Raw genomic sequence first — 13,675 nt, forward strand, 5'->3', positions numbered from 1 at the left:
CAGATATACAGTCCTTTCCATTTTATAGTAATTTTTTCCATATTCTTTTTCCATGAAAGTGTTTGTCACTGTTTTGTTTCCAATTCAGTGCTGCGGCGGATTGACTTCTTTCCAGTAAAGTGCTAAAATATACAGCGGTGCGACTTTTGTCTTTCCTGTGCACTTTTTGGAAAGGCAGACAGCCTCACTGCATTTAGGAAAAGGAAAAACGCGCGGCTCTGTCCGCGCAAGATCTGGGAGGATCATCCAATGAGCTTCAATTTTGATCGCCGCACCTTCCTGAAGGGTGCAGGTGCTGTGGGTGCCGCCAGCCTGCTGGCAGCCTGCGGCGAAAAGTCCAACAACACCGGCAATGGTGCTGCCGCCAGCGGCGCTGCTGCCCCCAACTCCACCGGCGCTACTCCCCTGAAGGAGTTCATCTCCTTTGAGAGCGGCAATCGTGAGCTGGAAAGCTGGAACATGCTGTACACCCAGAAGGCTGAGGATGCCAACGTGGTCACCAACCTGTGGGACGGCCTGCTGAGCTTTGACTGCTACGGCAAGGTGGTGCCCGCCATCGCTTCCAGCTGGGAGCACAATGAGGATGCCACCGTCTGGACCTTCCACCTGCGGGACGACGTGGACTGGGTGGATTGCAACGGTGAGGTGAAGGCTCACCTGACCAGCAAGGACTTTCTGGTTGGTTTTGAATGGGTGATGAACGCCATCAAGAACGAGGCCAACAACACCTCCATGCCCAACGATACCATTGTGGGTGCTTACGAGTACTACGAGCTGACCAAAGAAGCCGGTGACGCTGCTGCTGACATGACCTACGAGGACATGCTGGCTGCCGGTGTGGGCATCGAAGCTCCGGATGATTACACTCTGGTGTTCACCTGCCCCAGCGCCTGCCCCTACTTTGATACCGTTGCCGCCTACAACAGCTTCTACCCCGTGGCCCCTGCTCTGATCGAGGAGCTGGGTATCGATGGCTTCCGGAGCTGCGACAACACCACCATGTGGTACAACGGACCCTATGTGGTGGAGGAGTACATCCAGGGCAACACCAAGAGCTACATCCCCAACCCCAACTACTACGATGCTGCCAACGTCAGCCGCTTTGAGCGCTTCACTGTCACCATGATCAGCGACGGTTCCATCAGCCTGCAGCTGTATCAGAGCCGCGAGCTGGACGAGGTGGACCTGGGCGAGAGCAACATCACCACCATTCAGTCCGATCCTTCCAACGAGTACAATCAGCAGTTGTGCGAGAAGCGTGCCAAGAAGTTCAGCTACTGCTTCATCTTCAACTACGACAAGAAGAACACCGATGGCACCCCCGATGAGAACTGGAACAAGGCCATTGCCAACAAGGCCTTCCGTCAGTGCTTCTCCAAGGGCATGGTGCTGAACAAGTTCTTCGCCCGTTACAACCCCATCAATCCCCTGAAGTGTGAGAACGACTTCTTCACCATGAAGGGCCTGTGCTACACCTCTGACGGCACCGACTACACCAACCTGGTGGCCAAGGAGATGGGTCTGGACGGCGAGGCTTACGATGGCAAGACCATGAAGCGCCTGCGCGCCAACAACGGCGACATCACCGAGCTGAAGAAGCAGGCCATGGAAGAGCTGAGCGCCATCGGTGTCACCTTCCCTGTTCACTGCTCCTACTATATTCTGGCTGGCTCCACCTCCGCTCTGGACAGCGCAACCGTGCTGAAGCAGTGCTTCACCGACAGCTTCGGCGATGACTTCATCGTGCTGGATATCAACACCTTCGTGTCCTCCACCATGAAGGAAGTCGTGGCGCCCAAGCTGCAGAGCTTCGTCCACATGGGCTGGGGCGCTGACTTCGGCGATCCCATCAACTTCCTGACCCAGATCATCGTTCACGACGACAATGCTTACTACAGCTGCAACATGACCAACATCGCAGGCATTGTGAACAATGGCCCCGCCAGCTACCAGACCGAGCTGGTTGCCGCCTACGAGAAGTTCACCGATCTGGTGAACGAGGGCCGTGCCATCGTTGACGACACCGATGCGCGCTACGCCGCATTTGCCAAGGCCGAGGCTTACTTCCTGGACGAGAACCTGATCTTCCCCACCGTCTACGATATCACCTGGTGCCTGACTCACGTCAACGAGTACAGCAAGATCAACGCCATGTATGGTCCCTGCAACTACAAGGCTGTGAACTGGGAGACCAGCGAGGAGGCCTACACCACCGAACAGTACGATGCGTTTGCTGCCGCATTCGACGCAGCCACTCAGGCCTGATCGCGTGAACCAATAGCAAAAAGCAGAACCGGACGTTTTTGAAGCGTCCGGTTCTTTTTTTCTCCCTGACAGCACAAAACCCCGCCGCGCGGGAAAACTCCCAGCGCGGCGGGGTCATTGTGTTAAAATACAGGAAAGCGGTTCAGCTTACAGCTGGCTTTCATACTCCTTGCGGTAGCCTTCCAGCTCACGCTGGTTGCCATACACGAAGTGGCCGTTTGCAATCTCTTCCCAGACCGGCTTGTCCACGCTGTAATCGTGGATCGAGGGGTCATAGACCAGCAGCTTCTTGTGCTTTTCAAGGCTGGGGTCAGGGATGGGAACCGCGCTCAGCAGGGCTTTGGTGTAGGGATGCAGCGGATGGAGGAACAGCTCCTCCGCCTCAGCCAGCTCCACGATACGGCCCTTGCTGATAACGGCGATACGATCCGAGATGAACCGGACCACCGACAGGTCATGTGCAATGAACAGGTAGGTCAAGCCGCGGCTCTTCTTCATCTCGTTCAGCAGGTTCAGCACCTGTGCACGGATGGAGACATCCAGTGCAGAGATGGGCTCGTCGGCCACGATGAACTCCGGCTCCATGACCAGTGCACGGGCAATGCCGATGCGCTGGCGCTGACCGCCCGAGAACTCGTGGGGGAAGCGGGAGGCAAACTCCGGCAGCAGGCCGACCTCATGCAGGGCGTTCATCACCTTTTCATGCAGGTCTTCCTGGTCCTTGTAGAGATGATGGTTCAGCAGGCCCTCAGCAATGATATACTCCACCTTGGCGCGCTCGTTCAGCGAAGCCATGGGGTCCTGGAAGATCATCTGGATCTTACGGATGACCTCTCTGTCCAGTTCCTTGGAGATCTTGCCGTTGATCTTCTGGCCCTTGAAGAAGATGTCGCCGCCGGAGGTCGGGTTGATGCGGCAGATGGCACGGCCAATGGTGGTCTTGCCGGAGCCGGACTCGCCGACCAGCGAGAAGGTCTCGCCCTTATAGATGTCAAAGTTGACATGATCGACAGCAACAAATTTCTTCTTACCGGAGCCAAAGGTGATCTGAAGGTCTTTCAGCTCAATCAGCTTTTCGCGTTCAGCCATTTAAGTTGGCGCCTCCCATCTTTCCCATTTTCTCACGCAGGTTCTGGATGGAGTGCGGCCGCTCGATCTTGGGAGCGCGCGGGTCCAGATACCAGGTCTTTGCGGCGTGGGTCTCGGACACCTGGAAGAACGGAGGCTCTTGCACAAAGTCGATTGCCAGCGCATGCTTGTTGCGGGGCGCAAATGCGTCACCCTTGATCTCGTTGAACAGGTTCGGGGGAGTACCATCCACGCTGGGCAGGGCCTCACCCTTGGTGCCCAGCTGCGGCAGAGCCTGCAGCAGAGCCCAGGTGTAGGGATGCCATGCGTCGTAGAAGATCTCCTCCACGGTGCCGTATTCCACGATCTGGCCGGCGTACATCACGGCCACACGGTCTGCCACGTTTGCCACAACACCCAGGTCATGGGTGATGTAGATAACGGACATGCCCAGCTCCTTCTGCAGGTCGCGGATCAGCTGCAGGATCTGTGCCTGAATGGTCACGTCCAGTGCAGTGGTGGGCTCGTCGCAGATCAGGATCTGCGGGCGGCAGGCCGCTGCAATGGCAATGACGACACGCTGACGCATACCGCCGGAGAACTCGTGGGGGTACTGCTCGTACCGACGCTCGGGGTCGGGGATACCCACCTTGCCCAGCATCTCGATGGCAGCCTTTTTGGCTTCCTCGCCCTTCAGACCCTGGTGATGCTCAATGCTCTCCTGGATCTGCTTGCCGATCTTCTTCAGCGGGTTCAGGCTGGTCATAGGATCCTGCATGACCATGGCGATCTTCTTGCCGCGGACACCCAGCCAATCCTTCTCAGTGAACTTGGTCATATCGCGGCCTTCGTACATGATGGAGCCGCCGGTGATCATACCGTTGGCATCCAGCATACCCACAAAGGTCTTGGTGAATACGGACTTGCCCGAACCGGACTCGCCCACGATGGCAAGGGTCTCGCCTTCGTACAGATCCAGCGAGCACTTGCGGATGGCGTTCAGCTTGCGGCCGCGCAGGCTGAAAGTGATCTCCACGTCTTTGGCAGAGATAATCGGTTGTCTATCCATTTACGTCTCTCTCCAATCTATCAAACGTGGTTGCGCGGATCAGCCGCATCCGACAAAGCGTTGCCCATGATATAGAAAGAAATGGAAATGATGGACACGATGGATGCAGGGAAAACCAGCAGGTACGGATAATCCAAGAAGAAGCCGCGCACCTTGCTCAGGATCAGGCCCAGAGAAGGCGTGTCGATGCCCAGGCCCAGGCCCAGGTAGGACAGCGTGGATTCCAGGTTGATGGTGCCCGGGATGGACAGTGCCATACGCAGGATGATAACGGAGACCAGATACGGCAGGATGTTCTTGGTCAGCACACGCCACAGCGGGGTGCCCAGGCAGCGGGACGCGAGGTTGTACTCGCGGTCACGGAACATGAACACCATGTTGCGGACACGGCGTGCCATAGAAAGCCAGTTGATGGCGATCATGGAGATGGCCATGATCCAGAAGCTCTGGCCCACCATCAGGGCGATCAGGGTCATATAGATGATATAGGGCACATTGTCGATCAGGTTGTACAGCTCCGTGAAGAAGCGGTCCAGACTGCGCACATAGCCCCAGATCAGGCCGAAGATCACGCCCACAATGCTCTCGCCCACGGCGACCACCAGAGCCAGACGGATGGAAACCTGGGTGGCATACCACACCTGGCACCAGTAGTCACGGCCCAGGTTGTCGGTACCGAACCAGTACTCACTGTTGGGCTTGATGAACGCCTTGCTGGAATCAGAGATCAGGGTGGTGTAGTGATACTTGCCGATGCCCAGCGCAATGAAGGAGAACACCGTCAGCGCCAGGAACAGGATCAGGCAGAAGACAGCGACCTTCTGCTTGAGGAAGTTCTGGATGACAGAACCCCAATAGGAATAGTTGGAGTAGCCGATGCGTTCAGCTTCTTCCGGGGAATAATCCACAAAGTAGAACAGTTCTTCGGGCTTCTTGCCCTCAAAATCCGATGCCTTAGCCATCAGCGAGCCTCCTCCTTTCCGGTCAGAGTAATACGGGGGTCAACCACCATCATCAGCACATCGCCCAGGAACACGCCCACGATGCCCAGCACAGCGTAGAGGATGACCAGGGTCTGCACAACGTTCAGGTCATAGCGCTGGATGGCATCCGTCAGCAGGGGGCCCATGCCGGGAACGGAGAAGAACCGTTCCATCAGCAGGGAGCCGCCCACCGTCAGCAGGATGGACTGGGGGATATACTGCACCATGGGAACCATGGCGTTGCGCAGAACATGCTTAAACATGATCTCGCGGGAGCTCAGGCCCTTGACACGGGCCAGCTTGATATAGTCGCGGGTCAGCTCATCCACCATGTAGCGGCGGGTCCACAGGGCATAGCCTGCAATGGATGCCAGCGAAAGGCAGGTGATGGGCAGCACGCTGGAAGCACTCACATTGCGGGTGGAATACAGCGTGGGGAATCCCAGGTACTTGGAACCAAAGACCAGCACCAGAGAATACGACACCAGCGACGGGACCGCGTTGACGAACACGGTGTAGGCCGTGCCGATCCAGTCGAATACCTTGTCCTTGAATGCCGCCTGCAGGATGCCCATCAGCACACCGACCACCAGAGAGATGCCGGAGGCGATGAGGCCCAGACGCATGGAGACACCAAACTTTTTGCCAATGACCTTGACCACCGGGGCACCGTTCTGAATGCGGCGGGAAGTGCCGAAATCCAGATGCAGCAGGTTGTTATAGAACTTGACCAGCTGGGTGGGGATGGGATCGGTCAGGCCAGCAGCCTCCAGAGCGGCGGTCTTCTGCTGATCGGTAAACTTCATGAGCTGTTCCTCAGTGAAGTAGTAGTCCGTCGGCAGGCAGCGCATCATCAGGAAAACTGCTGTTGCGATCAGAAAGATTGTGACAAGCGACTGGAGCAGCCGCTTAACCGTGTATTTTAACATGTTATCGAACCCTTAACTTTTATTCTTGCCCTTTCGGGCGGGGAAACGGGGAACTTAAGCCTTGGTAGCTGCGTCAAATGCAGCGGCGAACTCCTCGTACTGCTCGGTGGTGTAAGCCTCTTCGCTGGTCTCCCAGTTGACAGCCTTGTAGTTGCAGGGACCATACATAGCGTTGATCTTGCTGTACTCGTTGGCGTGGGTCAGAGTCCAGGAAACATCGAAGTTGCAGGGGCAGGCCAGAACGCTGTTCAGCATGCTGGCCTCAGCCTTTGCAAAGGCAGCGTAGCGGGCATCGGTATCATCAACGATGGCCTTTGCGGTGTTGACCAGATCGGTGAACTCCTCGTAGCAGGCCACCAGATCCTTCTGCCAGTCAGCGGGGCCGGCCTCGACGATCTTGGCGATGTTGGAGTAGTACCAGCTGTAGTAAGCGTTGTCGTCGTGCAGGATCTCCTGACCAACGAAGTTGACAGGATCGCCGTAGTCAGCGCCCCAGCCGTTGATGACGAAGCTCTGCAGCTGAGGATTACGGACTTCCTGAGTGATGGAGGAGACGTAGGTCTTGATGTCCAGCACAATGAAGTCATCGCCGAAGCTGTCGGTGAAGCACTGCTTCAGAACCGTTGCGGTATCCAGAGCGGTGGTGGAACCAGCGATGATGTGGTAAGCAGCGTGGACGGGGAAGGTGACGCCGATGGCGCTCAGCTCGTCCATGGCCTGCTTCTTCAGGTCAGCAATGTCGCCGTTGTTAGAACGCAGGCGGATCATGGTCTTGCCGTCGTAAGCCTCGCCGTCGAAGCCCATCTCCTTGGCCACCAGGGTGGTGTACTCCTGGCCCTGGGTGTTATAGCAGACACCCGGCATGGTGTAGTAGTCGTTCTCGCACTTCAGGGGGTTGATCTTGTTGGTACGGGCATAGTAGTTGGTCAGATTCAGGCCCTTGTAGAAGCACTGACGGAAGGCAGTGTTGGCAATTGCCTTGTTCCAGTTGTCGTCGGGGGTGCCGTCCTCGTTGTTCTTCTGGTAGTTGAAGTGCATCTGGTAGCTGAACTTCTTGGGACGCTTCTCACACAGCTGAGCATTGTACTCGCTGTTGGGATCAGCCTGGATGGTGGTCAGGGTGCTCTCGCCCACATCCATCTCGTCCAGCTCACGGTTCTGATACAGCTGGAAGGTAACGGTGCCGTCGCTGATCATGGTAACGGTGAAGCGGTCGAAGCGGGATACCTCGTCAGCTGCATAGTAGTTGGGGTTGGGGATGTAGCTCTTGGTGTTCTGGCTGATGAACTCCTCCACCACATAGGGGCCATTGTACCACATGTTGGTGTAATCGCAGGCACGGAAGCCCTCAATGCCCAGCTCGTTGATCAGATCCTCAGAGACGGGGTAGAAGCTGGTGTAGGCAGCAACGGTATCGAAGTAGGGGCAGGGATCCTTGCAGGTGAAGACCAGGGTGTAGTCGTCCGGAGCCTCAACGCCCACGCCTGCGTCCAGCATATCCTGGTAGGTCAGGTCGGCAGCAGCATCGCCCATATCGCTGGTCTTCTGATAGTAATCAGCAGCACCGGTCAGGGTCTCGTTGGGCATGGAGGTGTTGTTGGCCTGGTTCTTGGCTGCGTTCAGCACCCACTCCAGACCCACGAGGAAGTCCTTGCTGGTCAGGTGAGCCTTGACCTCGCCGTTCACATCCACCCAGTCCACATCGTCGCGGAGGTTGAAGGTCCAAACAGAAGAGTCCTCATTGTGGCTCCACTCCTTGGCCACGGAAGGCACGGCCTTGCCGTAGCAGTCAAAGCTCAGCAGGCCTTCCCACAGGTTGGTGGTGACATTCATGTCGGAAGCCATCTGGCTGTACAGCATGTTCCAGCTCTCCAGCTCACGGTTGGTGCTCTCCCAGGAGATGAACTCCTTCAGCGGGGTAGCGCCGGTGGTGTTGGGAGCGCTGGTAGCACCAGAGGAAGCGGCGGTGGAGCTGCTGCCAGAGTTGCCGCCGCAGGCGGCCAGAATGCCGGCGGCACCAACGACACCGGAAGCCTTCAGAAAGCTGCGGCGGCTGATTGCATGAGACTCGTAGTTGTTGTTCATTGTGTTTTCCTCCCTATAATAATTCCGTGCTTCAGTGCATGGTGCAGGGCGGGATGTCCTGCTGTTTTCCCACTATTCTGCGGAGGTTTTTTGAATCCTGTATTGCCAGGGAATACAAAAGAGCGCAGAAACAGACCCCTCTGTCTGCACCTGTGCTCCTCCCGCAAAACCTTAACACGTCATATATTGTACCATTGAAATAAAAAGATGTCAATGGAACACACACAGCTTTTTCTTCAAAAAGCAAAGTCTGCCGCGCAAAAACGATGAAATATATTTGCTTTTACATGGTAAAGCGTGCAGGAAATTTAACAGACCATGCTGCGGACAAAACAACCGGAATTGTTCTTGTCAAAAAGACACTGTATTTTTGCTTTATATTCTAAAAGAGCAGGCGCTCCACGCTTTGCGAAGAGCACCTGCTTTTGGAAAACCGAATTATTAAAACAAGTCACCGGGCCAGCGTGCTCTGGATCTTTGCAAAATCCTCCAGCGTCAGGGCCTCGGGGCGGATGCGGGCATCGAAACCGGCGGCTTCAATGGCAGCGGTCACGGCATCCTTGGGCATCCCCAGGCCGCTGGCAATGGCATTGGCGGCAGTCTTGCGCCGCTGGCCAAAGGCCGCGCGGACAAGGGCAAAGTAGCCCTCCTCGTCCTCCACCTGCACGGCGGGGGTGGGGCGGATCTCCATCCGCACCACAGCGCTGGTCACCTTGGGGGCCGGGTAAAAGCTGCCCGGGGCGGCGGTGAACATCATCTTAGAGGTCGCGTAATAGCTCACCGCACAGCTGATGGCACTGGAGGCCCGGGTGCCCGGGGCGGCAGCCAGACGATCGGCAGCTTCCTTCTGCACCATCACGGTCAGGCTCTCGATGGGCAGGCGGTCACCCAGCAGCTTCATCACAATGGGGCTTGTGATATAGTAGGGCAGGTTGGCGCAGACCGCCACCGGCATCCCGGGGAACTCCTGCGCGATCAGGGCTTTCAGATCCACCTTGAGCACATCCTGCAGCACCAGCTTGAAGTTGTCCACACCGGCCATGGTCTCGGCCAGCAGGGGTGGCAGACGCTCGTCCACCTCGATGGAGACCACCTTTGCCGCCCGCTTTGCCAGCTCCCGGGTCAGCACGCCGATGCCGGGGCCGATCTCGAGCACGCCGTAGCGCTTGTCCACGCCGCTGGCATCCACGATCTTGGGGGGCAGGCCGGGGTTGACGATAAAGTTCTGGCCAAAGCCCTTGGAGAGGGCAAAATCATATTTTTCGCACAGGGCGCGCACATAAGACAGGTCGGTCAGTTCGGGCATGGCTCTATCCTTTCTGTTCCAAAATAACCCTCTCAGTCTCGCTTCGCTCGCCAGCTCCCCCAAAGGGGGAGCTTTTGACAAAACCGCAAACTTTGCATGAATTGCCAAGACCTCGCCCTTCGGGAGAGGTGGCAGCGCGTCAGCGCTGACGGAGAGGGTTGTCCTCTTATTCTTGACTACTGGATGCAGTGCTCTCCCCTGCTGCTTCACTTTCGGCGGGCGCGGTCTCTGCCGGAGTACTCTCAGCAGATGCAGCCTCAGCGTCCCCTTCCGCTACGCTCTCGGCGGCGGCACTGTCGGCAGCTTCACTGGAAGCCGCTTCGTTGACACCGCTCACGGTGGTGGTACCGCTCATCTGCTGGGCGGTGCTCACGGCACGCTGGATCTGGGGATCGTTCTCCACAGTGTAATCATAGTATGCGGTCTGCTCGTCCGCAGTCAGGGGCCGCTCCACATCCACGGTCAGGCCGGTGCCGTCAAAGCAGCTGCCGTCGCCGCAGACCAGCTTTGCCACGGTAACCACCACAGCACTGCCATCGGACAGGCGCTGGGGGCTGCTCTGGATGGTGCCCTTGCCCTGCGTGGTGGTGCCCACCAGACGGGCACCATTCAGGGTGCGCAGGCTGCTGGCAAAGAGCTCCGCCGCGCTGGCGGTGCTGCCGTTGACCAGGCAGACCACGGGCAGATCGATCCGGGATTCGCTGGTGCTGGTGCCCAGCAGGGTCTGGGTGCCGTTCTTGTCCTCAGCAAAGGCCAGCGTGCCCTCCGGGGCGATCAGGTCGATGCACTGAATGGCATCGTCCAGCAGGCCGCCGCCGTTGTCGCGCAGATCAAACACCAGGCTGCCCGCGCCGCTGGCGCTCAGGCTGCGGATGGCGTAATCCAGCTCGCTGGGGGTGGTGGAATCAAACTGGCGAATCCGGATGTAGCCCACATTGCCCTGCACCATCTGGTAATCCACGGTGGTGGAGCTGTAGCCGGAGTGGGTCAGGTCAGCGGTATGCTCGGCGGCCTCGCTGTCCAGCCAGGTCACATTGACGGTGGTGCCGCTCTCGCCGCGCAGGCGGGTCTGGATGGCATCCACGCTGCTCATGCTCTTGACATCGGTGCCGTCCACAGCGGTGATGTAGTTGCCGACCTGAATGCCTGCCTCCTTGGCGGGGGATTCATCGTAGACCTTGATGACCTTGGCATAGCCGGACTGATCCACAGCCAGCTCCACGCCAATGCCGATCAGGGTGCCGTTCTGGGTATTCATCAGCTCCGTATAGGCGGTGGCGCTGAAATAGCGGGCGTACTTGTCGCCGGTGCCCAGCAGGTAGCCAGCCGTCAGGCGGTCGTAGAGGGTGGTCTCATCGATGGGATAGTAATCGTTGCTGCGGACATAGCGGTCCACCTCAGCGATCTTGTTGTACATGCTTTCCTTTTCCTTCACACTGGAAACGGTGCTGTCAAACAGGCGCATCGCCACCAGCATGGTAATGGAAAAGGTAACGGTCATGGCCAGGATGACGATGCTGACCGCCATGCCGACCGATATCTTACGGTTCATCTTCTTCCCTCCTCTGTCAGACCAGCAGCATCATAACCACGCTGCCCAGCATGGAAAGTGCAAAGATCCCTGCCAGGATCAGACAGCCCACGCGCAGGATGCGCTTGCGTTTTTCTTCCTTCATAAGCCCTGACGGCCTCCTTTGATACAATGCAGATTATTTCATGGGGATATAACCACGGGGGTTGACGGCATTGGCCTTGGAGCCGCCCTTCCAGACCTCCAGATGGAGGTGGTTGCCGGTAGAGTTGCCCGTGCTGCCCACATAGCCGATGATCTCGCCCTGCTGGACATACTTGCCCGCCGAGGTGGCGACCGACCGCATGTGGCCGTACAGGGTGCTGTACTGGTTGCCATCGGACATTTTGCCGTGGTAGATGATGACATAGTTGCCGTAGCCGCCGCTGGACCAGCCCGCCACCTGCACATAACCGCTGGCGGCTGCATAGATGGGCGTGCCGCCCGGGGCGGCAAAGTCGGTACCGGCGTGGAGCTTGTTGACCCCCGTAACGGGGTTCTTGCGCCAGCCGTACTCACTGGAAATGCGGCTATAGCTCTTGAGCGGGCAGATGAAACCGGTAAAGCTCAGAGTGGGCTTGGAGGCAGCGGCCGCAGCGATCATCTTCTGGATCTGCTTCTTGACCGCCTCATAGTTCATCTCGTCCGATTCAATGGCGGCCTGCGCGTCCTTCTGGGCCTGCTGCGCCTCGGCAGCGCTCATCTGGGCGGCGGCCACGCTGGAGTTGAGCTCGTTCTGCTTGGCACGCATCTGACTGTTCTGGGCATCCAGATCTGCCTTTTTGCTTTGCAGCTCGCTGCGCTGGGATTCCAGCGTCAGCTTATCGCTTTCCAGCGCTTCCTTGGCGTTCTTCATGTTGTCCAGGATCTCGGTGTCCTTGATGGAAATGTCCTGCATGACCTCGTTGAAGGTCAGCAGCTCATACAGGTCGTTCACCGCGGACAGCATGGCAACGCTGCCGCCGTCCCGCAGCTCCTGCATGGCGGCCATGTGCTGCTTGAAATCCCCCCACTGGTCGGCGATCTCCGCTTCTTTTTCGGTGATCTGCTGCTCCTTGGCGGCGATCTCCTGTTCCTTCAGGCCGATGCTGTTCTGCACCTCGGCGATCTGGCCCTTCAGCACGCTGATCTGACTCTGGACCACCGTGACCTTTTCCTTCAGCTCCGATTCCAGCGCCTTGGCGGCCTGCTCCTTCTTTTTTGCATTGGACAGTTCCTTTTTGTGCTGTACAATGGACTGGGAGAGCTTATCCAGCTTGTTCTGCAGGCTGGACATGCTGGTAGCCGCCGTGGCCGGGTAGACCGAAACGCTCAGCAGCAGGCAGGCCGCTGCCAGAAACAGGCTGGCGGCGCGCATGGCCCGGCTGTGCCCGGGGGCGGGTTTTGCGTGGGTGGGGGTATACATGAGGTGCAGGCGGAAGCCCGCAGAGTGTTTTGCTTGTTTCACAGAGAAGGCTCCTTTCGCTTACACATTCAGATGCTTGCGGATGGAGAACATGCTGCCCAGCGCACCCACCAGCGCACCACCGGCCAGACTGTACGTCAGGATGGTGGGCCAGACGGCATCCACAGGCACCATGGCGGTGCCCATGAGCAGCTGCCACAACCCGCCCAGCGTGCTGGAGGCCTGCACGATGTAGGCATAGCCGAAGATACCGGCTACCGAGGTGATGGCACCGGAGATCAGGCCCATGGTCAGGCCCTCCACAAAAAAGGGCAGGGTGACAAGGTGGTTGGTCGCGCCCACATACTTCATGATCTCGATCTCACGGCGGCGGGCAAAAACGCTCAGGCGGATGGTGCTGCCCACCGTGATGATGCTGACCGCCATCAGCACCAGGATCACGATCTGGCCCACCTTGGTCACGGCCCGCTGGACCTCCACAAAGGTCTGGGTCATCTCAATGGGGGCGGTAACACTGTACACGCCCGGAATGCTCTGGAAGTTCTGGCTCATGGCCTGCATCTGGCTCAGATCCGCCAGAGAGACACGGTAGTTGGCCTTGAAGGGGTTATCATTTTCAAATTCGTCCAGCAGGACGGCGTAATCCGCCATGTACCCACGGTACTGGTTGAGCACGTCCTCCTTGGACATGTACTGCACCCGGCTCACGCCCGGGGTGGCAGTGATGCGCTCCCCTACCGACTGGATGGTGGCATCGTCGGCTTCGGGGTCCACATAGACCACCATTTCGTTCTGCTGGCCCAGATAGTTCACCATGCTGTCCACATTGACTTCCGCCAGCGTGGCAAAGGTGTTCAGGGTCATACAGACGCTCAGGGAGGCGATGCAAGCAATGGTCATGGCCCAGTGCTTGCCCAGGTTGCGCACGCCGCGCACCACAAGGAAACCGAACGTAGAAGGCTTCATCATACCAGCGACACCTCCATTTCCAGTTC

At 58.0% G+C, this 13,675-nt stretch carries 10 protein-coding genes; 1 reads left to right on the forward strand and 9 read right to left on the reverse strand.

The window, feature by feature from the left end; all coding sequences use genetic code 11:
* The first annotated feature begins 249 nt into the window (after window positions 1–249).
* On the forward strand, window positions 250–2,265 hold the full coding sequence (locus J3353_RS14480; protein WP_207685110.1) for an ABC transporter substrate-binding protein: 2,016 nt from the start codon (window positions 250–252) through the stop codon (window positions 2,263–2,265).
* Window positions 2,266–2,412: 147 nt separating this feature from the next.
* On the opposite strand, the gene J3353_RS14485 is transcribed toward J3353_RS14480, so the two are convergent.
* From J3353_RS14485 to J3353_RS14525, 9 genes are all read right to left on the reverse strand, one after another.
* Entirely contained in the window at window positions 2,413–3,354 is a 942-nt protein-coding gene (locus J3353_RS14485) for an ATP-binding cassette domain-containing protein (RefSeq protein ID WP_207685111.1), read from the reverse strand.
* Complete coding sequence (locus tag J3353_RS14490; protein WP_005932249.1) at window positions 3,347–4,402, reverse strand: ABC transporter ATP-binding protein; 1,056 nt, start codon at window positions 4,400–4,402, stop codon at window positions 3,347–3,349. Before J3353_RS14490 ends, J3353_RS14485 begins: the two co-directional genes overlap by 8 nt.
* 20 nt (window positions 4,403–4,422) lie before the next feature.
* Window positions 4,423–5,364 carry an ABC transporter permease gene (locus tag J3353_RS14495; RefSeq protein ID WP_097770607.1) on the reverse strand — a complete coding sequence of 314 codons (942 nt, stop codon included), beginning with the start codon at window positions 5,362–5,364 and terminating at the stop codon, window positions 4,423–4,425.
* Window positions 5,364–6,314: an ABC transporter permease gene (locus J3353_RS14500; RefSeq protein ID WP_156070707.1), complete on the reverse strand. Its 951-nt coding sequence runs from the start codon at window positions 6,312–6,314 to the stop codon at window positions 5,364–5,366. Before J3353_RS14500 ends, J3353_RS14495 begins: the two co-directional genes overlap by 1 nt.
* Window positions 6,315–6,368: 54 nt before the next feature.
* Entirely contained in the window at window positions 6,369–8,399 is a 2,031-nt protein-coding gene (locus J3353_RS14505; RefSeq protein ID WP_207685112.1) for an ABC transporter substrate-binding protein, read from the reverse strand.
* Window positions 8,400–8,850: 451 nt separating this feature from the next.
* Window positions 8,851–9,705: a 16S rRNA (adenine(1518)-N(6)/adenine(1519)-N(6))-dimethyltransferase RsmA gene (rsmA, locus tag J3353_RS14510; RefSeq protein ID WP_117477301.1), complete on the reverse strand. Its 855-nt coding sequence runs from the start codon at window positions 9,703–9,705 to the stop codon at window positions 8,851–8,853.
* Between the two features lie 166 nt (window positions 9,706–9,871).
* The gene (locus J3353_RS14515; RefSeq protein WP_207685113.1) at window positions 9,872–11,257 is read right to left on the reverse strand and encodes a S41 family peptidase; all 1,386 of its coding nucleotides are present in this window, start codon (window positions 11,255–11,257) and stop codon (window positions 9,872–9,874) included.
* 157 nt (window positions 11,258–11,414) lie between these two features.
* On the reverse strand, window positions 11,415–12,722 hold the full coding sequence (locus tag J3353_RS14520; RefSeq protein WP_179860368.1) for a murein hydrolase activator EnvC: 1,308 nt from the start codon (window positions 12,720–12,722) through the stop codon (window positions 11,415–11,417).
* Window positions 12,723–12,740: 18 nt separating this feature from the next.
* Window positions 12,741–13,675 (reverse strand): ABC transporter permease (locus J3353_RS14525; RefSeq protein ID WP_242700988.1); only part of this gene is annotated, 935 nt, incomplete at its 5' end.

Origin of the sequence: Faecalibacterium sp. Marseille-Q4137 (assembly GCF_017377535.1) — a bacterium.
GTDB classification, from domain to species: domain Bacteria; phylum Bacillota; class Clostridia; order Oscillospirales; family Ruminococcaceae; genus Faecalibacterium; species Faecalibacterium duncaniae.

Bases quoted from the DNA above. Each gene is read 5' to 3' on its own strand.
- J3353_RS14480 (WP_207685110.1), top strand. From the start codon at position 250: ATGAGCTTCAATTTTGATCGCCGCACCTTCCTGAAGGGTGCAGGTGCT.
- J3353_RS14485 (WP_207685111.1), bottom strand. From the start codon at position 3,354: ATGGCTGAACGCGAAAAGCTGATTGAGCTGAAAGACCTTCAGATCACC.
- J3353_RS14490 (WP_005932249.1), bottom strand. From the start codon at position 4,402: ATGGATAGACAACCGATTATCTCTGCCAAAGACGTGGAGATCACTTTC.
- J3353_RS14495 (WP_097770607.1), bottom strand. From the start codon at position 5,364: ATGGCTAAGGCATCGGATTTTGAGGGCAAGAAGCCCGAAGAACTGTTC.
- J3353_RS14500 (WP_156070707.1), bottom strand. From the start codon at position 6,314: ATGTTAAAATACACGGTTAAGCGGCTGCTCCAGTCGCTTGTCACAATC.
- J3353_RS14505 (WP_207685112.1), bottom strand. From the start codon at position 8,399: ATGAACAACAACTACGAGTCTCATGCAATCAGCCGCCGCAGCTTTCTG.
- rsmA (WP_117477301.1), bottom strand. From the start codon at position 9,705: ATGCCCGAACTGACCGACCTGTCTTATGTGCGCGCCCTGTGCGAAAAA.
- J3353_RS14515 (WP_207685113.1), bottom strand. From the start codon at position 11,257: ATGAACCGTAAGATATCGGTCGGCATGGCGGTCAGCATCGTCATCCTG.